Origin of the sequence: Lacinutrix sp. MedPE-SW (genome assembly GCF_001874145.1) — a bacterium.
In the GTDB taxonomy this organism is placed as follows: domain Bacteria; phylum Bacteroidota; class Bacteroidia; order Flavobacteriales; family Flavobacteriaceae; genus Lacinutrix.
This window is the reverse complement of the sequence record NZ_MPCX01000003.1, coordinates 13,174-37,078: the sequence shown is the minus strand read 5'-3', so window position 1 is coordinate 37,078 and position 23,905 is coordinate 13,174. Positions and strand designations below refer to the sequence as shown.

Genomic DNA, 23,905 nt, shown 5'->3' with positions numbered 1-23,905 from the left:
CATGGAAAACACCACAACAATATACAAGCCAACATTAGCATCTGTTGAGGCTGCTGCAGAAAAATTAAAAGGAGTTGCCTCTGTAACTCCTTTAATGTCTAACAGAAATTACTCTAAGCAATTCGACGCTAATATCCTATTTAAACGTGAGGATTTACAGCAAGTACGTTCCTATAAAATTAGAGGCGCTTACAATAAAATGTCGTCTTTAAGTCAAATAGAAATTGAAAACGGAATTGTATGTGCAAGTGCAGGAAATCATGCACAAGGTGTGGCGTTATCGTGTAAATTATTAAAAATAAAAGGCACTATTTTTATGCCTTCTCCAACACCTAATCAAAAGGTGGAACAGGTAAAAATGTTTGGCGAAGAGTATATTGAAGTCGTATTAATTGGCGATACTTTTGATGATGCTTATCATGCAGCAATGCAACAAAGTGAAGCATTAAACAAAACATTTATTCATCCTTTTAATGACGAAAAAGTTATTGAAGGTCAAGCAACCGTTGGACTAGAAATTATAGATCAAGCGCAGCATCCAATCCATTATGTATTTGTTCCTGTTGGTGGTGGCGGATTGTCTGCAGGATTGTCTTCAGTGTTCAAATTATTATCTCCAAACACAAAAATAATAGGAGTAGAACCTACTGGAGCACCATCTATGTCTACGTCTTTAAGACGAAAACAAAACACCGAATTAAAAAATATCGAAAACTTTGTTGATGGCGCAGCAGTAAAACGTGTTGGTGATTTAAACTTTGCAATTTGTCAGCAAAATTTAAGTGCTATGATTACGGTAGACGAAGGCAAAGTTTGTCAAACCATTTTAGAATTATACAACATAGACGCTGTTGTTGTAGAACCTGCAGGAGCACTAAGTATTGCTGCTTTAGATCAGTACAAAGAAGAAATAAAAGGTAAAAATGTAATTTGCCTTGTAAGCGGTAGCAATAACGATATCACGCGTACTCCAGAAATTAAAGAACGAGCGTTATTGCATGCCAATTTAAAACACTATTTTATTGTTAAGTTTCCACAGCGCGCAGGTGCTTTACGTGAATTTGTTGTAGATATTTTAGGACCATCAGATGATATTACGCATTTTGAATACACAAAAAAAGTAAACCGCGAAAATGATGTTGCTGTGGTTGGTTTAGAGTTGAAATCACCACAGGATTTAGAACCTTTAATTACTAAGATGAAATTGAATAATTTTTTTGGAGATTATTTAAATGATAAGCCCGATTTGTTTCAATTTTTAGTCTAATTGATAACTAATATTTTTAGAAATCTGGTTTTCAGTTGATTATTAAATAATTTTGAGTTGCTTTTTTTAACGAATTCATAAAAATTCACTAAAAAAGAAATAAAAAACAGTGTCGTATTAATTTAATGCCTAGTTTTACACCATGTTAAAAACACAAAATAAAAACGAAAGACCCTCAAGTTTGCCTGCGCGCAGACGACGTCGCTAATGCTCCTACTTTAAAAGCACTTTAGTTAACCGTTTTTTATTTTTTAACATTGAACCACACATCACAAATATTTACTTTTCCAAATACAGTTATTAGAAATAATAACAGGATTGTTGTGCGTCCCATTTTACGTCGACGCCCTTAAGGGTGTACGTCTATTTTAGAACTTAGGTGAGTCCGGTTCTCTATTCCTGCAAAGTCAGGAATCTCAAAAAAACAAAATCAATATTTTTTAATTATATAAATCAATTACAATGAAAATTGTTATTGCTGATAAGTCACATAGTGTTTACGCAGATATTATTTGCCAAACTATTGCAGACGCTGCTCAAGTTAGAGGAACAGGTATTGCAAAACGTAAACCAGAATATATAATTACCAAAATGGAAAATGGTAATGCGGTAATCGCTTTAGATGGCGAAAAATTTGCAGGTTTTTGCTATATCGAAAAATGGAGTCATGGTAAGTTTGTTGCCAACTCTGGCTTAATTGTACATCCTGATTTTAGAAATTTAGGACTTGCAAAAAAAATAAAGAAAGTCATTTTCGACCATTCTAGGACCAAGTATCCAAATGCTAAAGTATTTAGTATAACTACAGGATTGGCTGTTATGAAAATGAATAGTGATTTAGGGTATAAGCCTGTTACGTTTTCAGAATTAACTAAAGATCAAACCTTTTGGAACGGTTGCCAAACCTGTAAGAATTTTGACGTTTTAACCAGAACAGAGCAAACAATGTGCTTATGTACAGGCATGTTGTATGACCCATCAAAAGAGGCTAAGCCTGTTGAAGAACACAAATACGATAAAAAAGTGTGGACCAGATTAAAAAGCATTAAGCAAACAAGATTTCTAAAAAAAGATAAAAATGAGTAATAAAAAATTAGTTATAGCATATAGTGGAGGTTTAGATACATCGTATTGCGCAGTAAGTTTATCTAAAGATTATGATGTACATGCAGTAAGTGTAAATACAGGAGGTTTCACTGCGGAAGAGATTAAGAAAATAGAAAGTAATGCCTATAAAATGGGTGTTTCTACGTATAAAAACATTGATGCAGTTGCTACTTTTTATACTAAAGTAGTCAAGTATTTAATCTTCGGGAATGTATTGAAAAATAGTACGTATCCTTTATCAGTAAGTGCAGAACGTATTATCCAAGCCATAGAAATTATAGAATATGCTAAAAGTATTGATGCAGAGTATATCGCGCATGGAAGTACAGGAGCAGGAAACGATCAGGTACGTTTTGATATGATTTTTCAAACTTTGGCTCCTGGTATTAAAATTATAACACCTATTAGAGATCAAAAACTGACTAGAGAAGAAGAGATAGATTATCTAAAATCTGAAGGTGTTGATATGTCTTGGGAAAAATCTAAATATTCTGTGAACAAAGGACTTTGGGGAACTAGTGTTGGTGGTGTAGAAACTTTAAAGTCTGAAAAACCTTTGCCAAGCGAAGCCTATCCTTCTCCATTAGAAAAAGAAGGCGAAGAAAAAGTGACATTAACCTTTAAAAACGGGGAGTTTGTTGCTTTAAACGGACAAGAAAATGCACCAGAAGTCAATATTGAAAACCTAAACACTATTGCTTCTGCATATGCTATTGGAAGAGATATTCATGTTGGAGATACTATTGTTGGTACCAAAGGAAGAGTTGGTTTTGAAGCTGCTGCAGCTTTAATCACCATAAAGGCACATCATTTATTAGAAAAACATACGCTTACAAAATGGCAATTACAACATAAAGAGTATCTGTCTAGTTTTTACGGAATGCATTTGCATGAAGGACAGTACTTAGATCCTGTAATGCGTGATACGGAAGCTTTTTTACAAAGCTCACAAAAAATGGTGTCTGGTAATGTTGTGGTCACTTTAAAGCCTTATCATTTTTCTTTAGATGGTATTGTTTCAGATCACGATTTAATGTCTAGTGCATTTAGTACCTATGGTGAAGAAAATAAAGCTTGGACAGCAGATGACGCCAAAGGATTTATTAAGATTATTGGAAATCAGAATAAAATTTATCAACAAGTAAATTCAGAATTATGATACAAGTAGGAATCATTGGAGGTGCTGGTTACACAGCAGGAGAATTAATTAGGTTGTTGTTAAATCATCCAAAAGCAAATATTAATTTTATTTATAGTACATCTAATGCAGGAAATAAAGTATATCAAGTACATCAAGATTTAATTGGTACAACTGAGTTAGAATTTTCGAATACGATTAATTCAGAAATTGATCTGCTTTTCTTGTGTTTAGGTCATGGAAATTCCACTGCTTTTTTAGAAAAAAATACCTTTTCAGATACTACTAAAATTATAGATTTAAGTAACGATTTTAGATTGCTTGCAAATAAGAATTTTCAAGGAAAAGAATTTGTATATGGTTTAGCAGAATTAGATAAAGAAGCGATTAAAACAGCCAATTACATTGCAAATCCTGGTTGTTTTGCAACAGCATTACAATTAGCAATTTTGCCTTTAGCTGCAAATAGCTTGCTTACTAATGATGTGCATATAAATGCAGTAACTGGAGCAACTGGAGCAGGAACCTCCTTGTCTGCCACAACGCATTTTACGTGGAGAGATAATAATTTTTCGCATTACAAAGCATTTAATCATCAGCATTTAGGTGAAATTAATCAGACAGTAAAACAGTTGCAGAGCGACTTTAATTCCGAAATCAACTTTATGCCAAATAGAGGCGATTTTTCTAGAGGAATTTTTGCTACAACATACACAAAGTTTGATGGTACAGTTGAAGAAGCAAAAGCAATGTACAAAGCGTATTATAAAGATGCTGTATTTACAGTAATTTCAGATGAAAGTATCTTTTTAAAACAAGTGGTAAATACCAATAAGTGTATAATTAGTCTTGAAAAACATGGCAATAAATTATTAATCACAAGTACCATTGATAATTTATTAAAAGGAGCTTCTGGAGCAGCGGTGCAAAACATGAATTTAATGTATGGTTTTGAAGAAACGGAAGGTTTAAAACTGAAAGCAACTTATTTTTAACACACTGTCATTGCGAGGAACGAAGCAATCTGTTTAAAGAGGTTACTTCAGTCATACTTCCTTCGTAATGACAAAAAAAGATAGTACATGAAAATAGCAATTATAGGAACAGGGAATTTAGGGAAATCTATAGCAAAAGGTTTAATTACTAATAATGCCATTACAAGTTTGTATTTAACTAAACGTAACTTAGAAGAAATTCAAGAGTTTGAAGGTTATAAAAATGTGCATTTAACAACGGATAATATTGAGGCTGTAAGGCAATCTGATATCATCATTTTTGCAGTGCAACCAGCACATTTTGAGCAAATATTGAATGACATTAAGCCGGAATTAACAGAGAAACACGTCTTGATTTCGACTATTACAGGTTTTCTAATTCCTAAGATTGAAGCGCAAGTTGGTTCGGATAAATTTATCATTCGTGCGATGCCAAACACAGCGATTGCTGTTGGTAAATCTATGACGTGTTTGTGTAGTAATGAGCAAGGAGCGAAACGCATTAAAATTGCTGAAGCTATTTTTAACCGTTTAGGACATTCGTTGAGTATTCCGGAAAGTCAAATGCAAGCAGCAACAGTAGTTTGCGCAAGTGGTGTTGCCTTTTGGATGCGATTAATTAGAGCAACAACACAAGCAGCAATTCAGTTAGGTTTTGATGCCAAAGAAGCACAAGAATTAGCCATGTATACCAGTGAAGGAGCTGCAAGTTTGTTGATTACCAATGGAAACCATCCTGAAGAAGAAATTGACAGAGTTACCACACCAAAAGGTTGTACGATTGAAGGTTTAAATGAAATGGAACATAAAGGGTTGAGCTCGTCTTTAATTCAAGGAATGATTGCATCGTTTAATAAAATTAATAATATTAAAAAAGAACAGATATGAGTTTGTTTAACGTCTATCCTTTGTTTGATATCACTCCTGTAAAGGCAGAAGATGTCTTTGTTTTTGATGAAAACAATACCAAGTATTTAGATTTGTATGGTGGACATGCTGTGATTTCTATTGGACATTCGCATCCAAAATATGTGTCTGCTATCTCAGAGCAAGTTTCTAAAATAGGATTTTATAGTAACTCGATTCAGAATCCCTTACAAGTCGCTTTGGCTAAAAAAATAGTCGCTTTTTCAGGCTGTATAGATTATACATTGTTTTTGTGTAATTCTGGAGCAGAAGCGAATGAGAATGCTTTAAAATTATCCTCCTTTCATACTAAAAAGAAAAAAGTTTTAGCTTTTAAAAACGGTTTTCATGGTCGTACATCTGCTGCAGTTGCTGCAACAGATAATGCAAAAATTATTGCACCAATTAATGCCCAGCAAGAAGTAGAAATTCTAGAATTAGGTGACTTAGAAGGTGTGGAAAAAGCACTAGCTAATAACGATGTTTGTGCAGTAATTATAGAATGTATTCAAGGTGTTGGTGGTTTAGATGAAAGTACTGCAGAATTTTACGAAGGCGTTGATGCCTTGTGTAAAAAATACAATGTATGTTTTATTGCAGATGAGGTGCAGTCTGGTTTTGGTAGAACTGGAGATTTTTTCGCTTTTCAAAAATATAACATCACTCCAGACATTATTTCAATTGCAAAAGGAATGGGAAATGGCTTTCCGATTGGAGGTATTTTAATTCATCCTAATATTACAGCGTCTTTTGGTTTATTAGGAACCACTTTTGGTGGAAACCATCTAGCTTGTGTTGCCTCTTCTACTGTTTTAGAAGTGATTGAAGAAGAAAACTTAATGCAAAATGCTAAAGAGATGTCTGCTTATTTTATGGAAAAAGCTGAAACCATTTCAGAAATAAAAAATATAAAAGGTCGTGGATTAATGTTAGGGTTGGAGTTTGATTTTCCAATAGCAGACCTTCGTAAAAAGTTAATTTTTGAACATAAGATATTTACAGGAAGTGCTAAAAATCCAAATTTATTACGGATTCTTCCGCCTTTAACCATTAAAAAAGAACATATTGATGTTTTTTTTGAAGCTTTAAAAAACGAACTAAATTAATTAAAAAAGATTCCTGTTTTCGCAGGAAGTAAACATGAAAAAATACACCAATATAAAAGATATATCTAATCTTCAGGAAACCATTAAGGAGGCCATTTTATTGAAAAAGAATCCTTTTGAGTTTCAGGAATTAGGAAAAAATAAAACCTTAGTCATGCTTTTCTTTAATGCCAGTTTAAGAACAAGGCTAAGCACAGAAAAAGCAGCAAAAAACCTGGGTATGAACGTTATGGTTTTAAACGTAAATGACGCTTGGAATCTAGAGTTTGAAGATGGTACCATCATGAATGCAAATACTTCAGAACATATAAAAGAAGCTGCAGCAATTATTTCGCAGTATGCAGATGTGATTGCGGTTAGAGCTTTTCCTAGTTTAACCGATAAGAAAAAAGATGAAAGTGAGTTTGTAATGAATAGTTTCATAAAATATGCAACAGTTCCAATTGTGAATATGGAAAGTGCTACAGCACATCCTTTACAAGCATTAGCAGATGCAATTACCATTACCGAATTAACAGAAAAAGCAAAGCCTAAAGTCGTTTTGTCTTGGGCGCCACACCCTAAAGCATTGCCACAGGCAGTTGCAAATTCGTTTGTAGAAATGATGCAAAATATGGATGTTGATTTAATTATTACGCATCCCGAAGGGTATGAACTAAATAAAGATGTCGTTAAAAACACACCAGTAAATCTAAACCAAGAAGAAGCTTTAAAGGATGTAGATTTTGTGTATGTGAAAAACTGGAGTAGCTATAAAGATTATGGAAAAATATTAAGTCAAGATGAAAACTGGATGATGACCAAGACCAAACTTGGAGCTGCAAAATTCATGCATTGTTTACCTGTTAGAAGAAATGTAATTGTAGAAGATGCAGTTTTAGATAGCGAACAATCTGTGGTAATGCAACAAGCCAATAACAGGACATTTTCAGCGCAAATTGTGTTGAAGCAGATATTGGAAAAATTATAATCGTCATTACGAAAGAGTTACGATTGAAGCAATCTTTTAAATTGAAACAGATTACTTCGTCATAAATTCCTCGTAATGACAACAATGAAATATGAAAACACTAAAAGTCATAAAAATAGGAGGAAATATCATCGATAATGATGAAGCTTTACAGCAGTTTCTAAAAGATTTTGCAACAATAAAAGAACCAAAATTATTAGTTCATGGAGGCGGAAAACTAGCAACTAAATTAGCGCAACAAATGAAAGTTGAGGTTAAAATGGTGGATGGAAGACGTATTACAGATGCAGATACTTTAGATATTATCACGATGGTCTATGCTGGAAAAATCAATAAAAACATAGTGGCTCAATTACAAGCCAATAATTGCAATGCAATTGGTTTTTCTGGAGCGGATGGCAACACGATAGTTTCGGATTTAAGACCATCAAAACCTATCGATTATGGATTTGCTGGAGACGTCAAAAAGGTAAATACTGAAACCTTAGAAATTCTTTTAAATAATGAAATTACACCTGTGTTTTGCGCCATTACTCATGATAAAAACGGGCAATTATTAAATACCAATGCAGATACGATTGCTTCCGAATTAGCAATAGGTTTTGCATCTATTTTTAAAACAGAACTATATTATTGTTTCGAGAAAAATGGTGTTTTAGAAAATGTAGAAGACGACGATTCTGTAATAGAAAATATCAACACAGCTACCTATAAAACATTAGTGGAAAATAAAGTAATTTTTGAAGGCATGCTTCCTAAATTAAATAACTGTTTTCACGCTATACATCATAAGGTTCAAAAAGTTTGTATTGGTAAATCTAGCATGCTTTTTAACGTAAATAATAAACACACAACCATTACAAAATGATAGAAAAACTTACAACAAGAGCAATTGCATTGTTAAAACAATTAATAGAAACGCAGTCGTTTTCTTCTGAGGAAGGCCCAACTGCTGCGCATATTGAGCAATGGTTTACCAATCAAAATATTCCTTTCAAAAGGACCAAACATAACGTTTGGGCAACCAATAAACATTTTGACGATAGCAAGCCAACCTTGTTATTAAATTCGCATCACGACACAGTAAAACCTAATAATGGCTACACCAAAGATCCTTTTAAAGCCATTGTAGAAGATGGTAAATTATATGGTTTGGGTAGTAATGATGCAGGTGGTTGTTTGGTGAGTTTATTAGCGACTTTTGCATATTTCTACAATCAAGAAAATTTAAAGTATAATTTAGTAATTGTGGCTTCAGCTGAAGAAGAAAGTAGTGGAGAAAACGGTTTAAATAGTATGCTAAGTGTGATTCCAAAGGTAGACGTCGCTATTGTTGGAGAACCAACATTAATGAATTTAGCAGTTGCCGAAAAAGGCTTAGTTGTGTTTGATGCAATTGTAAAAGGAACGCCAAGTCATGCAGCACATCCAAATAACAATAATGCCATTTATAATTCGATTTCCGTTTTAGAATGGTTTAAAAATCACAAATTCGATAAAACGTCTGAAGCTTTAGGAGATGTAAAACTAACTGTCACACAAATTAATGCTGGTAAGCAACATAATGCAGTGCCAGCAGAGGTAAAATTGGTAGTAGATGTTCGTGTAAACGATAAATATTCAAATCAAGACATTGTAGCTATTTTGCAAAAAGAAGCACCTTGTGATAGTATCGCTCCGAGAAGCACAAAACTAAATTCGTCATCTATACCAATAGATCATCCATTGGTTATTGCAGGAATAGAAATAGGAAGAAGCACCTATGGTTCACCTACTTTGTCAGATCAAGCAGTTTTGAGTTGTCCATCTTTAAAGTTAGGGCCAGGCGATAGCACGAGATCACATAGTGCTGATGAATTTATTTATGTAAATGAAATTGAAGAAGGTATTAGAATTTATATAGAATTATTAGAAAAAGTGTTGTAAAAAAAGAGAAACGTCATTGCGAACATAGTGAAGCAATCTCATGATTAAGGAACAGATTGCTTCGTTATTCTTCCTCGCAATAACAATAAAAAATTAAATTATGAAACTCTGGGACAAAGGAATTAGTATCGATAAAAAAATAGAACAATTTACTGTTGGAAACGATAGAGAGATTGACTTACACATTGCAAAATACGACGTGCAAGCATCCTTAGCACATGCAATCATGTTAGAATCCATTGGAATCATTTCTTCAGAAGAATTGAAGGAATTAAAAAGTGGTTTAAATGCAATTGCTGAAACCATAGAAAACGGAACGTTTATTATAGAAGCTTCTTTTGAAGATGTCCATTCTAAAATTGAATATGAACTAACAAAAACCTTAGGAGACGTTGGGAAAAAAATCCACACAGCACGTTCAAGAAACGATCAGGTTTTAGTTGCACTTCAGTTATATTATAAAGACAGCCTAAGGCTGATTAAAGATAAGACTGAAGTCTTTTTCAATACGTTGTTAGGTTTAGCGGAAACACATAAAGAAGCTTTACTTCCAGGCTATACACATTTACAAGTCGCAATGCCTTCTTCTTTCGGTTTGTGGTTTTCTGCCTATGCAGAGGTTTTAATTGATGATGTATATTTGTTAAAAGCAGCTTTAAAAACGGTTGATCAAAATCCGTTAGGTTCCGCTGCTGGATATGGTAGTTCTTTTCCTATCGATAGAGAATTAACTGCCAAAGAATTAAACTTTTCAACCTTAAAATATAACGTCGTTGCTGCACAAATGAGTAGAGGAAAAAGTGAGCGTACTATTGCTTTAGCGTTAGGAAGTGTTTGTAATACCTTAGCGCGTTTTGCAATGGATATTTGTGTGTATAATAGTCAGAATTTTGGCTTTATTGCCTTTCCAGATGAATTAACAACAGGAAGTAGCATTATGCCACATAAAAAGAATCCGGATGTGTTTGAATTGATTAGAGGGAAAGCAAATAAAATTCAAGCCTTACATCATGAAATGGTATTAATCACTAATAATTTACCAAGTGGTTACCATAGGGATTTTCAGTTGCTAAAGGAAAATATAATTGCTGCTATTGAAGATGTAAAAGATTTGTTAGACATTTTTAATTATGCGATTCAGCAAGTCATTGTAAAAGAAATAGACTTGAACGATGCGAAATACCAATACTTATTTACGGTAGATAATATTAATACTTTAGTAGTGGAAGGTATGCCTTTTAGAGAAGCGTATCAAAAAATTGGAGGAGAAGTAGAAAACGGAACGTATACGCCAGATACTTCTAAGAAACATACACATGTTGGTAGTATTGGTAATTTGTGTTTAGAGGAAATACGAAGAAAGTTTCCTGAATAAGCATTTAGTTAAGAAATAAAAAAAGCACCTTCCTCAAGGTGCTTTTTTACTTTATAAGATTCCTGTCTGTGCAGGAATTATTTATACTCTTGGCAAATCACTATCGTCTTTTAATGGTAAGCAAGATTCTCCCATTAAATACGTGTCAATGTGATAAGCAGCTTGTCTTCCTTCAGAAATTGCCCAAACAATTAAAGATTGTCCACGACGCATATCTCCAGCAGCAAAAACACCAGGAATGTTCGTTTTGTAATCTTTGGTAGATGCTTCAATATTGGTTCTAAAATCCATGTTTAATCCAAATTGATCTGCTAAGGTTTTTTCAGCTCCTGTAAAACCAAGTGCTAATAGTGCTAAGTCGCATTTCCATTCTTTTTCAGTGCCTTCTACTTCTTTAAGTTGCGGTCTTTCACCAGCTTTAAAAACCCATTCGACTTCAACGGTTTTTAATCCTGTTAAATTGCCTTCTTTATTTCCTAAAAATTCTTTAGTAGAAATACTAAAAAAACGTTCTACACCTTCTTGATGTGATGAGGTTGTTTTTAGCTTCATAGGCCAATACGGCCAAGGTTGATGTGCAGGACGACCTTCGGTTGGTTTACTTAAAATTTCAAAATTGGTAACCGAAGTTGCTCCATGACGATTAGAGGTTCCAATACAATCACTTCCTGTGTCTCCACCACCAATTACAATGACGTCTTTTCCTTTTGCAGAAATAATGTCTTTAAACTCTACTAAGCCATCTACATATTGATTGTTTAACTTTAAGAAATCCATTGCTTGAGTCACACCTTTTAAATCAGCTCCAGGAATAGGAATGCTTCTTCTTACCGTTGCTCCACCACATAAAACTACTGCGTCAAAATCGTTTTTAAGTTGGTTTGCGTCTATGTTTACACCAACATGTGCATTGGTTTTAAAAGTGATTCCTTCTTCTTCTAAAACAGCAATACGTCTGTCAATAACATGTTTTTCCATTTTAAAATCTGGAATTCCGTAACGTAATAAGCCACCCACTTTTTCATCGCGTTCAAAAACAGTAACTGTGTGTCCTGCACGATTTAATTGTTGTGCAGCAGCTAGACCAGCAGGTCCAGAACCTATAACAGCAACTGTTTTTTCGGTTCTAACTTTTGGTGGTTGTGCAGTAATCCAGCCTTCAGCGAAAGCTTGTTCAACAATATTTTTTTCAATATTTTCAATAGTTACTGGGTCTTCATTGATACCTAAAACACATGCTTCTTCACAAGGCGCCGGACATAATCTTCCTGTAAACTCTGGGAAATTATTGGTTTTATGTAAAATTTCGGCAGCTTCTTTCCATTTTCCTTTGTAAACTTTGTCGTTAAAATCTGGAATTAAATTACCAAGTGGGCAACCACTATGACAAAACGGAATGCCGCAATCCATACAACGTGCACCTTGATCTTTTAACTTTTCTTCTTTTAGAGGAACCGTAAATTCGTTATAGTTTTCAATTCGTTTTTTAGGCTCAATATAACTTTCGTCTTGGCGCTTAAACTCTAAAAATCCTGTTGTCTTTCCCATAATTTACGCTAATTCTAATTCTTCTTGTTCTAATCTTAATAATGCTTGTCTATATTCTTCTGGTAATACTTTTTTGAATTTTGGAAGGTAGTTTTTCCAGTTATCTAAAATGCGTCTTGCTAAAGGACTTCCAGTTGCAAGGGAGTGATTTTCAATAAGCTGTTCTAGTTGTAATTGATCTTTAACGTTTTCAACTGGATCAATATTTAAATCGTCTGAATTACAGTGTTGCTTAAAGGTTTCTTTTTCATCAAAAACATAAGCAACTCCACCACTCATTCCTGCACCAAAGTTTCTACCTACAGCGCCAAGAATTACAGCAACACCACCAGTCATATATTCGCAACCATGATCACCAATACCTTCTACAACTGCTTTTGCACCAGAGTTTCTAACGCAAAAACGCTCTCCAGCTTTTCCGTTAATATATACTTCACCAGAGGTTGCTCCATATAATGTTACGTTTCCAGTGATGATATTATCTTCTGGAACTATGGTGCATTTTTCAGGCACTTTAATAATTAATTTCCCTCCAGATAAACCTTTTCCTAAGTAGTCATTGGTGTTTCCGTGAACTGTAAATTTTAGTCCTTTGGTTGCAAATGCTCCAAAACTTTGTCCTGCAGAACCATGAAAATCAATATCAATAGTGTCTTCTGGTAGACCATCTGCACCATAAATTTTTGAGATTTCATTGCTAACAATGGCACCAACTGCTCTGTCAATATTTGTTATGGGTAATTCGAAATGTGTTTTTTGTCTTCTGAACAATGCTTGGTGTGCTTGTTTAACAATTTTGAAGTCTAAATGCACATTTAAATTGTGGTCTTGACAATAGGTGTTGAATAGTTTTACATCTTCGCCAACTTTTACTTTGTGAAGAATTGGTGTTAAGTCAATTCCTGAAGATTTATAATGATCTATAGCTTTATTTCTATTTAGTTTTTGAGATTGACCAACCATTTCATTTATGGTTCTGAATCCTAATTTAGCCATGATTTCACGTAATTCTTGAGCTACAAAATACATGTAGTTTACTACGTGTTCTGGTTTTCCTTTAAACTTTTTACGTAGTTCTGGATTTTGAGTTGCAATTCCAACAGGACAGGTGTTTAAGTGGCAAACACGCATCATGATACAGCCAGATGCTACTAAAGGCGCAGTAGCAAAACCAAACTCTTCTGCTCCTAATAAACAAGCAATAGCTACATCACGACCCGTTTTTAATTGTCCGTCACATTCTAAAACTACACGATTTCTAAGATCGTTCATTACTAAAGTTTGTTGTGCTTCTGCAATACCAAGTTCCCAAGGTAGTCCTGCATGACGTAAAGATGTTAAAGGAGAAGCTCCTGTACCACCATCAAAACCAGACACTAAAATAACATCTGCTTTAGCTTTAGCAACTCCTGCAGCAACTGTACCAACACCAACTTCTGACACTAATTTAACATTGATTCTAGCTTCGCGATTAGCGCATTTTACATCGTAAATTAATTGCGATAAATCTTCAATAGAATAAATATCGTGATGTGGTGGTGGAGAAATTAAACCTACGTAAGGTGTAGAGTTTCTGGTTTTTGCAATTTCACGATTTACTTTTGGTCCAGGTAATTGTCCGCCTTCACCAGGTTTTGCACCTTGTGCTATTTTTATTTGAATTTCATTGGCACTAGTTAAATAATTTGAAGTTACACCAAAACGACCAGAAGCCACTTGTTTTATTGCAGAGTTTCTCCAATCACCTTGAGAGCTTTTGTAAAAACGTTCTTGATCTTCTCCACCTTCACCAGAATTAGATTTTCCTCCAATTCTATTCATGGCTACAGCTAAATTTTCATGCGCTTCTTTACTAATAGAACCATAAGACATGGCTCCTGTTTTAAAACGCTTTACAATTTCTGTCCAAGGTTCTACTTCATCTAACGGAATAGGATCAAATTGATCAAACTCAAACAAACCTCTAATGGTCATTAAACTTTTAGATTGGTTGTTTACTAACTCTGAATACTCCTTAAAAGTAGAGGCTTTATTGGTTCTTACCGATTCTTGAAGTTTAGCAACTGTTAATGGGTTGAACATGTGTTTTTCTTGTCCGCGTCGCCATCTATAATCACCTCCAACTTCAATAGTTGGCTCTATATTTTTATGGAATGCTTTTTTGTGACGTTTTACAATTTCTTGTTCAATTTCTCTTAAGCCAATACCTTGAATACGAGTGGTTGTATTTGGGAAATATTTTTCGACTGTAGACGATTTTATTCCGATACATTCAAAAAGTTGAGATCCTCTGTAAGAGTTTAAGGTTGAGATTCCGATTTTGTTCATAACCTTCAAAATGCCTTTTCCTACCGCTTTATTATAATTTTTAATTGCAGTTAAATATTCTAAATCTGTGACGTCTTGGTTTTCGATTTGTTTCTGAACAATCTCATTAACTATATAAGGATTTACAGCACTTGCTCCATAACCAAATAGTAAGGCAAAATGATGAACTTCACGAGGTTCTGCAGATTCAATAATTAAGCTGATTTTTGAACGTTTTTTTAATTTATGAAGCGCATGATTTACATAAGAACAAGCTAAAAGCGCTGGAATTGGTGCATGATTTTCGTTTACAAATCTATCTGAAAGAATAATGATATTTGCTCCATTATCAATTGCTTTTGACGCTTTGTTTACTAAGTTTTCAAGAGCGACTTCTAATTCGTTTAGTCCACGGTTTACTTCGTATAACATGGAAATAGATTCGACTTTGAAATCTGGATTGGTATCGTAATCTCTAATTTTGTCTAAATCATGTTTTGAGATTACTGGATTCTGAATTTTTAGCTTTTTACAATGGTCAGCATTAATATCGAAAATATTAACATCGCTTCCTAAGGTTAAACTGATGTCTGTAATTAACTCTTCACGAATACCATCTAAAGGTGGATTGGTAACTTGGGCAAAAATTTGCTTAAAATAGTTGTAAATTAACTGTGGTTTTTCTGATAAGATTGCAATAGGCGTATCACTTCCCATGGAGCCAATTGGCTCTTTAGCTAATTGCGCCATAGGACGAATAATAGTGTTGAAATCTTCTTGTGTATATCCGAAAATAACCTCACGTTTTTTAAGGTCTATTTCGTCGTACTGAATAGGTCCTTGTTTGGCTTCAATGTCTCTTAAATGTATCAGGTTTTCGTTTAACCATTTTCTGTAAGGGTGTTTAGAGGCTATTTCTTCTTTTATTTCTTCGTCGTTAACAATTCTGCCTTCATTCATGTTTACCAGAAACATTTTTCCTGGTTCTAAACGACCATGATATTCTACATTTTCAGGTTTAATGTCTACTACTCCAGTTTCTGAAGACATAATAACATTGCCGAGTTTAGTTACTGTGTAGCGTGAAGGACGCAATCCGTTTCGGTCTAAAACTGCACCAATAAAATTACCATCTGTAAAAGGTATGGAAGCTGGTCCATCCCAAGGTTCCATTAGGCAGGAATTGTATTCGTAAAATGCTTTTTTAGCGTCAGACATGTTTGGGTTTTTCTCCCAAGCTTCAGGAACTAACATCATCATAGCTTCAGGAAGTGAACGACCAGTCATTAATAATAACTCGACAACCATATCTAAGGTTGCAGAATCTGATTTTCCTTTTAAAACGGTTGGTATAATCTTTTTAATATCGTCACCAAATAATGGGCTTTCCATGATTTCTTCGCGAGAAAACATTCTAGACACATTACCTCTTACTGTATTTATTTCACCATTATGACAGATGTATCTAAACGGTTGTGCTAAATCCCAAGTAGGGAATGTGTTGGTAGAAAAGCGTTGGTGTACTAGTGCTAAACGCGTATCAAGAGCAGAATTGAATAAATCTAAATAATACTCATTAATATGTTCTGGCATTAATAAGCCTTTAAAAATGATGATTTTTGTAGATAAACTAGGAAGATAAAAATACTTAGATTCTGATAGTTTAGAGTCGTATATAGTATGTTCTGCAATTTTACGCGCAGCATATAATTTTATATTAAATTCTCTTTCGGTTTGTTCTTTATTAGCTTTACCTATAAATATTTGCTTAACAAAAGGTTCGGTTTCTCTAGCTACTTTACCTAAAACTTCACTATTAATAGGTACGTCTCTCCAGCCTATTAATTTAAGACCTTGATTTTCTATTTCTTTCTCAAAAACTTCGATACAAAATCGACGTTGATTTTCCTTTTGAGGGAGAAACACGTTGCTTACAGCATATTCTCCAGCTTCCGGTAGTTCAAATTCACAGAAAATCTTGAAAAATTTATGAGGGATGTCTATAAGAATTCCTGCTCCGTCACCAGTAATACCATCAGAACTTACTGCACCACGATGCTCTAATTTTACTAATATTTCAAGCGCTTTATGTATAATGTCATTAGAACGTTTTCCTGTTAAACTGCAAATAAATCCTGCACCACAATTATCGTGTTCAAATTCTGGTAAATAAAGTCCTTGTTTTTTAAGCATAATAAGTAAAATTTTAAAGGCTTTTTTGCCTTAATTTTTACTCAAGATACATGCTAAGAACTAATTTAAAAAACGGCAAGTTCACTTTTTAGGAATTCTGATTTTGTTCATTTTAAATTTCTTTTAAATTAATATTTAGCTAATTTTTTAAGAAAATCGCAATAGGAAAAGTTTATTAAATTTTAATTTATTTTACGAAAACGTTTTCGAAACTCTTAATAAATTATAAAATATTTAGTAAAATTAAAATTTATTGGTATTTATTTAATTTCATTAGGTGTGAATTTAATAAAAAAACGATTTTTAATTTTTATACCCTAAAAAAAATAGGGTTAAATTTTAAATAATCGTAAAAATGACTATATCAACCCTATTAATTTGTGGGTTAACAATTTTTTAACATAGATTTGAAGGGTTTATTAACCAAAATATCATTTTTATGAAACATTTGTTTACCCTATTGCTTTTATTGCTATCTGTAACTTTAATAGCTCAAGAAGAAAATTCTAATTCATCAGAGAAAAAATTTGCTTTTGAAGGAAGCGTAGATACCTACTATCGAACTAATTTTACTGCTCCCAATGATGAAAACCATATTGCTCCAGGAACATCTTTTGCAGATACAGCAGGATTTTCTTTAGGAATGGGAAATATAATCGCCTCTTATGAAAAAGGAAAAGTAGGAGCTGTGGCAGATTTAGTGTTTGGGCCACGAGGAGAAGCTGCAAGTGCTACAGTTTTAAATCAGCTTTTTGCTTTTTACAATATTAGTGAAAACACAAAATTAACCTTAGGAAAGTTTAATACTTATTTGGGTTACGAAGTAATATCTCCAGTTGGAAATTTTAATTACAGTACATCATATCTGTTTTCAAATGGTCCGTTTTCTCACACAGGTTTAAAAGCAGATTTTACTTTATCTGAAGATTTTAGCTTAATGCTTGGCGTGTTTAACCAAACAGATGTTACCGAGTTTAATCCTAATGGAAGCTACGCTGTAGGTGCACAACTAGGATATAGTGGTCAATATTTAAACTTCTTGTATGACGATGCTGGTTTAGGTTTTGAAGTAGATTATACTGGAGGTTTTGATGTGTCTGATAATTTCTTTTTAGGAATAAATGCTGCTTATGCAGATAATGACGGAGAAGGATTTTATGGTGCGGACTTATACCCGCAATATAGTTTTAGTGACTCATTTTCATTAGGTCTTAGAGGAGAGTATTTTCAAGAGCAAAGTGAATTTGTAGAAGATGATTTAAGTGTTGTTGCTGTAACATTAACAGGAAGTTATACTGTAGAAGATTTAATTATAAAACCAGAATTTAGATTTGATAGTGGCTCTGAAGATATTTTTATCGATACCGATTTAATGGCGACTAAAAGCTTAGGATCTTTTGTTGTTGCTGCCATTTATAAATTTTAATAAAATAATAACTAACTATAAACTAACAATAATTACATATTATGGATAATTTTTTATCAATTTTACCAAATTTTATAGCAGTTCAAGAAACTGTAGCTGCTACTACAAAAGATGTTGAAAATGCTGTAAATGCAATAAATGGAGATTTAGGAATGCTCTGGATGTTACTTTCAGGGATTCTAGTATTTTTTATGCAGGCAGGATTTACTTTAGTCGAAACAGGAATGACGCGTTCTAAAAATGCAGCAAATATTGCCATGAAAAACTTGCTAGATATTTGTGTAGGTTCATTAACCTATTGGTTAGTAGGTTACTCATTAATGTATGGAGACACATCTAACGGATGGTTTTTCTGGAGTGGATTAATGCAAGGTGAAGGTGCAGATTTATTTTTCCAAACCATGTTTGCGGCAACAGCAGCAACAATTGTTTCTGGAGCCATAGCAGGAAGAACAAAGTATTCTACTTACGCAATATTTTCAGTTGTAATGACTGCTTTAATTTATCCAATAGCTGGAGGTTGGCAATGGCAAGGTTCTGGTTGGTTAACCGAATTAGAATTTATTGATTTTGCAGGATCTTCAATTGTACATTCAGTTGGTGGTTGGGCAGCATTAGTAGCTGCATATATGGTAGGACCAAGAATTGGAAAATATGTAGATGGAAAAGTGTTGCCAATTCCAGGACACAATCAAATATTAGCGACCTTAGGAGTATTTGTACTTTGGTTAGGTTGGTTTGGTTTTAACGGAGGATCTCAACTTGCTTGGGGTGGCGCAGATGCTATAGGAGCATCTAATGTAGTTTTAATTACAAATTTAGCTGCTGCTGCTGGAGGGTTGGGTGCTTTAATTACAACCTGGATCTGGTACGGTAAACCTAATTTGCCTCAAACCTTAAATGGTGCTTTAGCTGGTTTAGTAAGTATAACTGCAGGATGTGGAAACATGTCTGCAATTGGCGCTGTCTTTGCAGGTTTAATTGGAGGAATTATAGTTGTTTTTTCAATAGAATTTATAGAGAAAAAATTAAAAATTGATGATGCCATTGGAGCTGTTTCTGTACACGGTGTCGCTGGTGCTTGGGGAACCTTAGTAATTGGTCTTTGGGGAATAGATGGTGATGCGGGAATAGGATTGTTTAATGGTGGTGGCGCTAGTCAATTAGGCTCTCAAGCTATTGGAGTTTTAGCTTATGCTGTTTGGTCTATTGTGTTATCATTTATAGTCTTTAAAATATTAAAATCTACAATTGGACTTCGTGTAACTGAAGAAGAAGAAAGAGTAGGTTTAGACTTGTCTGAACATGGTGAAATAGCATATCCAGGAAAAAGAGATAGAGGATAGATTAGTAGTGTATTAACTCTAAATATTATAGTTCTTAAGACATTTGTTTTAAGAACTATAATGTCTTTAATTTTAAGTTGAAATGAAAAAAGTAGAAGCTATTATTAGAAAATCAAAATTTTCAGTTGTTCAGGAAGCATTGCAAAGCGTAGGTGTAAACTTTTTTACCCATTGGGATGTGATTAGTATTGATAATGAAAATCAAGATGTGTTAGATTTAATCTCTTCTGAAGCAAATAAAGAAAACAGTAAAAAATGTTACTTATCAATAATTGTAAACGACGATTTTAAAGCTGTAACAATAAAAGCAATATTAGAGTCTGCTTCTACTGGAGCAATAGGTGATGGTAGAATTTTTATTTCCACTATTGATGAAGCTTATAAAATTAGAACCAAAGAAAAAGGAAAGAAAACATTAAGATAACTAAAAGTATATAAAATATTTAGTGAGTATTGTAATTGCTCGCTAAATTAGTTAGTTAGAAAAAAACCTCGATACATAACGTATCGAGGTTTTTTAATATAAACTTTTTGTGATTTTTAAGCTGAATTTCGGCTTGCATTTATATTTCCAAATAAAGAGCGTGTTACTATTTTTTCAAATATTTTAATTTGCTCTTCGTCTTTAACTTCTGCTGTTTCAAGTTCCTGAATCTTTTTTAAAGCATATTGCTGTATCGTTAATAAAGGTAGTACAATAGACTCTCTAACAGCTATAGATGCTTTTCCGGCAGGTTCTTCTTGCATTAATTCTTTATATCCTGTAAGCTTTAATATAAGTCGTTTTGTGGTTTCGTATTCATTATAAATAACTTTCCAAAAAGCACCATATTCTGGATCTTCGGCCATGTATTTTGTTAAATCGAAAAATGATTTCGATAAAGACATCATACTGTTTTCAATTAATGTTTTAAAGAAATCCGATGTTTTAAATAAGCGTTGAGCTTTATCAAACTCTCCTGCATCTTCATATTTTTTTAAAGCAGTACCAACACCAAAAAATCCTGGAACATTTTGTTTTAATTGGCTCCATGAGCCTACAAACGGTATAGCTCTTAAGTCTTCAAAAACTAAACCTTTAGCTTTTCCTCTTTTAGATGGGCGACTTCCTATATTTGTTTTAGCATAATACTTTAATGTACTCATGTGTTCTAAATAGGAAATGAATTTAGGATGTGCTTTAAACGCAACATAAGCTTCGTAACTAAGGTTTGCAATATCATCCATAACGACTCTGTTTTCAGGAAGCATGCTTAAATCATTATCGCTAAAACTATTATGAATACCAGAAGTTATTAGTTGTTCTAAATTGTATTGAGAAGAATCCAATGTTCCAAAATTAGAGCTAATAGTTTGACCTTGAATAGTAAGTTGTACTTCTTTATCTTCAATTGTTGGTCCTAACGACGCATAGAAATTATGTGTTTTTCCTCCGCCACGAGCTGGTGGACCGCCACGACCGTCAAAGAAAATGGCGGTAACATCATACTTTCTAGAAATTGCAGTAAGATTTTCTTTTGCTTTATAAATAGCCCAATTTGCCATAAGATATCCACCATCTTTTGTACCATCGCTAAACCCAAGCATTATAGTTTGTTTGTTTCCTCTAGATTTTAAATGTGCTGCATATTCTGGATTAGTGTAAAGTGCTTCCATTACAGCAGGAGCATTTTCTAAATCTGTAATGGTTTCAAAAAGCGGACCGATATCTACCGTAAGCTCATCTTGAAAAGCAACAAGTTTTAACATTGCAAATAATTGCATTACGTTTAACGTAGTTTGGTTGTTACTTATAATATAACGGTTTGCTGCTTTTTCGCCATTAGTGTTTTGAATGGTTTTAATGGCTTTCATAGTGTTTAAAGCCTTTAAAGTTTCTTCGTCCTTTATTAAGGAAAGGTCTATGTTTCCTTTTACTTTAGAGAGTATTTTAACTTGTTCTTTTTCGTTTAAATCATGGTAATTTTTTGGAAATATTTCACTTTTGTTTTCAAGTAAAGCATCAACCATATTATTAAAAAATTGATTATGCTTTCTGCTATCTTGCCTTATATCTAAATTAGCAAAATGAAAGCCAAAGAGATGAACTTTATTAATTAAGCTGTTAATTTCTTCGGCATAAAGCGATTGATGTTTATCAATTATAATTTGCTTTATGTTTTCTAATTCTGAGCTAAAATGCTCTAATGTTAAAGTAGATTTTTCATGTGAGATAATATTGTAAAGCTCTGTTTCTAAGTTAAAAACACGTTCTTCAACATCTTTAAACGTTAGTTTTCTTTTAAGTTTACGTATATCTCTATAGTAGTTTTTAATAATGGTTTCGTGTAACCTGTTTGCAACATTTAAAGTGATTTCTGGAGTAACAAAAGGATTTCCATCTCTATCTCCACCAGGCCAAAAGCCAATATTAATAATATCGTTATTAATATGTTTACCATCAAAAATGTTTTGCTGTATATAATCGTAAATACTACCAAACGATTTATAAAATACATTTTCTAAATACCATATTAAACTAACGGCTTCGTCGTACGGAGTTGGTTTTTTGTGTTTAAAAAAAGGTGTTTTGCCAAGTTGGGCTAATAAATCGTTTATTGTAAGTAGGTCGTTTTCCTTTACAGCTTCAGTTAAATCTGTTATAATACCTAAAACTGCACCAGGATAAAATTGAGTAGGATGCGCGGTTAAAACAATTCTTACTTTAAATTCTTCTAAATATTGTTGTAGTTTTTCTAATTTATTTTCAGAAGTAGCAGTTTCCTTTAAACTTCTTAAAGTACCAATACCATCCATGTTGTTAACTACAGGAAAAGCGGCATCTTCAATGGCATCAAATAATACAACTTGGCGTTCTATATATTGAATAAAGCGAAACAATAAATCAATCTGGCTCTCTTTAGACCTTCTAGCTTGGTATTTTTTAAAAAAGGTATTAACAATTGCGGTTGGGTTATCTCCGTTCTCAAAACCGTTTTTACAGGTTTCATGAAAAAGCGGTAATAAAACGCCTGTTTTAGAAATAGAATCAAAAGGTAAGGTCATGAATATACTATTGTATATTTGGTATTTAGACAATACAGTTTGTTTAAATCGAGTGAGTTTAGGCTGTGTAGGCATATATTATATAATTGTAGATTGACCTAAATGTATGTTGTGAAAATTAAGGTTAGAGTCGTTAGGGTTAGATATAAAATCGGCTATAAAATCGCCAACCTTAGATGTCGATACATTGTTATGGTCTTTATTTAAGTCTGGTGTAGTAATATTTAATTTTAAAGATTTTTCTACAGCAAGTTTAATTAGTTCGGCTTCAGCATGTAAATTAAAATGTTCTAGTAACATGGCGGCAGATAATATTGATGCTATTGGATTGGCTATGCTTTTTCCAGTAGCTTGAGGATAAGAGCCATGAATAGGCTCAAACATGGCATATTTTTCTCCAACAGATGCAGAGGCAAGTAAACCAATAGAGCCACCAATAACACTCGCTTCGTCGCTAATAATATCTCCAAACATATTTTCGGTTAAAATAACATCAAATTGATTAGGGTTTAAAATCATTTGCATGGCTGCGTTATCAACAAACAAAAAGTCTAAAGAAACATCAGGATATTGTTTCGCGATATTTGTTACCACTTTTCGCCAAAGTCTTGAACTTTCTAAAACATTTGCTTTATCCACTAAAGTTACTTTATTTTTTCTAGATTTTGCAGCTTTAAAGGCTAAATGTGCAATACGTTCAATTTCGGTTTTAGTGTATAAACATAAATCTGAAGCAGTATTACCATCATCACTTAAATGCTTTTCACCAAAGTAAATACCACCAGTTAACTCTCTATAAATACTAATATCTGTACCTTGAATAATATCCTTTTTTAAAGGCGATTTTTCAATAAGCGCATCATAAGCCTTTACAGGTCTAATATTAGCAAATAAGCCTAAAGATTTTCTTAAACGAAGTAACCCTTGTTCTGGTCTCACTTTAGCCTCGGGATTGTTATCGTATTTAGGGTCGCCAATAGCGCCAAATAATATGGCATGCGAAGCCTCGCAAACATCTAAGGTTTCTTCTGGTAAAGGATTTCCTGTTTGGTCTATAGCGGTTGCTCCAACAGGAGCTTCAACAAACGAAAACGTGTGGTCAAACTCTAGAGCAATAGCTTGTAGCGCTTTTATTGCCTCTTGAGTAACCTCTGGGCCAATGCCATCTCCTGGTAAAACTGCGATATTTAATTTCATATTTATTACTTCTTAAACAGGAATAGTTTCCTATAATTTATACTTATTGTTTT

17 protein-coding genes are annotated in these 23,905 nt (G+C 33.4%); 13 read left to right on the top strand and 4 right to left on the bottom strand.

The features are described 5' to 3' along the window. Position 1: 1 nt before the first annotated feature. From ilvA to argH, 10 genes are all read left to right on the top strand, one after another. Positions 2-1,267 carry a threonine ammonia-lyase gene (ilvA, locus tag BM549_RS03840; RefSeq protein WP_290469055.1) on the top strand — a complete coding sequence of 422 codons (1,266 nt, stop codon included), beginning with the start codon at positions 2-4 and terminating at the stop codon, positions 1,265-1,267. Positions 1,268-1,729: 462 nt separating this feature from the next. Beyond that, positions 1,730-2,353, top strand: a complete 624-nt coding sequence (locus tag BM549_RS03835; protein WP_290469054.1) for a GNAT family N-acetyltransferase — start codon at positions 1,730-1,732, stop codon at positions 2,351-2,353. Continuing rightward, positions 2,346-3,533, top strand: a complete 1,188-nt coding sequence (locus tag BM549_RS03830; RefSeq protein WP_290469053.1) for an argininosuccinate synthase domain-containing protein — start codon at positions 2,346-2,348, stop codon at positions 3,531-3,533. Before BM549_RS03835 ends, BM549_RS03830 begins: the two co-directional genes overlap by 8 nt. Continuing rightward, on the top strand, positions 3,530-4,507 hold the full coding sequence (gene argC / locus BM549_RS03825; protein WP_290469052.1) for an N-acetyl-gamma-glutamyl-phosphate reductase: 978 nt from the start codon (positions 3,530-3,532) through the stop codon (positions 4,505-4,507). The genes BM549_RS03830 and argC overlap by 4 nt, the downstream gene beginning before the upstream one ends. A gap of 87 nt (positions 4,508-4,594) precedes the next feature. Next, complete coding sequence (proC, locus tag BM549_RS03820; protein WP_290469051.1) at positions 4,595-5,395, top strand: pyrroline-5-carboxylate reductase; 801 nt, start codon at positions 4,595-4,597, stop codon at positions 5,393-5,395. Then, entirely contained in the window at positions 5,392-6,519 is a 1,128-nt protein-coding gene (locus tag BM549_RS03815) for an aminotransferase class III-fold pyridoxal phosphate-dependent enzyme (RefSeq protein WP_290469050.1), read from the top strand. Before proC ends, BM549_RS03815 begins: the two co-directional genes overlap by 4 nt. Positions 6,520-6,553: 34 nt before the next feature. Further along, positions 6,554-7,489, top strand: coding sequence for an acetylornithine carbamoyltransferase (locus tag BM549_RS03810; RefSeq protein WP_290469049.1), 936 nt, complete (start codon positions 6,554-6,556; stop codon positions 7,487-7,489). Between the two features lie 91 nt (positions 7,490-7,580). Next, complete coding sequence (gene argB / locus BM549_RS03805; RefSeq protein WP_290469048.1) at positions 7,581-8,357, top strand: acetylglutamate kinase; 777 nt, start codon at positions 7,581-7,583, stop codon at positions 8,355-8,357. Further along, a complete protein-coding gene (locus BM549_RS03800; protein ID WP_290469047.1) occupies positions 8,354-9,415 on the top strand; it encodes a M20 family metallo-hydrolase in 1,062 nt (353 codons plus the stop codon). The genes argB and BM549_RS03800 overlap by 4 nt, the downstream gene beginning before the upstream one ends. A gap of 100 nt (positions 9,416-9,515) precedes the next feature. Further along, positions 9,516-10,790, top strand: coding sequence for an argininosuccinate lyase (argH, locus tag BM549_RS03795; protein ID WP_290469046.1), 1,275 nt, complete (start codon positions 9,516-9,518; stop codon positions 10,788-10,790). Between the two features lie 81 nt (positions 10,791-10,871). On the opposite strand, the gene BM549_RS03790 is transcribed toward argH, so the two are convergent. Then, positions 10,872-12,338 (bottom strand): glutamate synthase subunit beta, encoded by a 1,467-nt coding sequence (locus BM549_RS03790; protein ID WP_290469045.1) that lies wholly within the window; start codon positions 12,336-12,338, stop codon positions 10,872-10,874. A gap of 3 nt (positions 12,339-12,341) precedes the next feature. Beyond that, complete coding sequence (gene gltB, locus BM549_RS03785; protein ID WP_290469044.1) at positions 12,342-16,838, bottom strand: glutamate synthase large subunit; 4,497 nt, start codon at positions 16,836-16,838, stop codon at positions 12,342-12,344. 439 nt (positions 16,839-17,277) lie between these two features. Between gltB and BM549_RS03780 the strand changes: the two genes are divergently transcribed. From BM549_RS03780 to BM549_RS03770, 3 genes are all read left to right on the top strand, one after another. Next, entirely contained in the window at positions 17,278-18,264 is a 987-nt protein-coding gene (locus BM549_RS03780) for an outer membrane beta-barrel protein (RefSeq protein WP_290469043.1), read from the top strand. Positions 18,265-18,305: 41 nt separating this feature from the next. Continuing rightward, the gene (locus tag BM549_RS03775; RefSeq protein ID WP_290469042.1) at positions 18,306-19,610 is read left to right on the top strand and encodes an ammonium transporter; all 1,305 of its coding nucleotides are present in this window, start codon (positions 18,306-18,308) and stop codon (positions 19,608-19,610) included. 82 nt (positions 19,611-19,692) lie between these two features. Beyond that, positions 19,693-20,034, top strand: coding sequence for a P-II family nitrogen regulator (locus BM549_RS03770; RefSeq protein ID WP_013869230.1), 342 nt, complete (start codon positions 19,693-19,695; stop codon positions 20,032-20,034). Between the two features lie 116 nt (positions 20,035-20,150). Here the strand turns inward: BM549_RS03770 and BM549_RS03765 are convergent, their stop codons facing one another. Together BM549_RS03765 and leuB are read right to left on the bottom strand one after the other, a co-directional pair. Then, complete coding sequence (locus BM549_RS03765; RefSeq protein ID WP_290469041.1) at positions 20,151-22,730, bottom strand: phosphoenolpyruvate carboxylase; 2,580 nt, start codon at positions 22,728-22,730, stop codon at positions 20,151-20,153. A 3-nt stretch (positions 22,731-22,733) separates the two neighbouring features. Beyond that, the gene (leuB, locus tag BM549_RS03760; protein WP_290469040.1) at positions 22,734-23,852 is read right to left on the bottom strand and encodes a 3-isopropylmalate dehydrogenase; all 1,119 of its coding nucleotides are present in this window, start codon (positions 23,850-23,852) and stop codon (positions 22,734-22,736) included. Positions 23,853-23,905 lie beyond the last annotated feature (53 nt).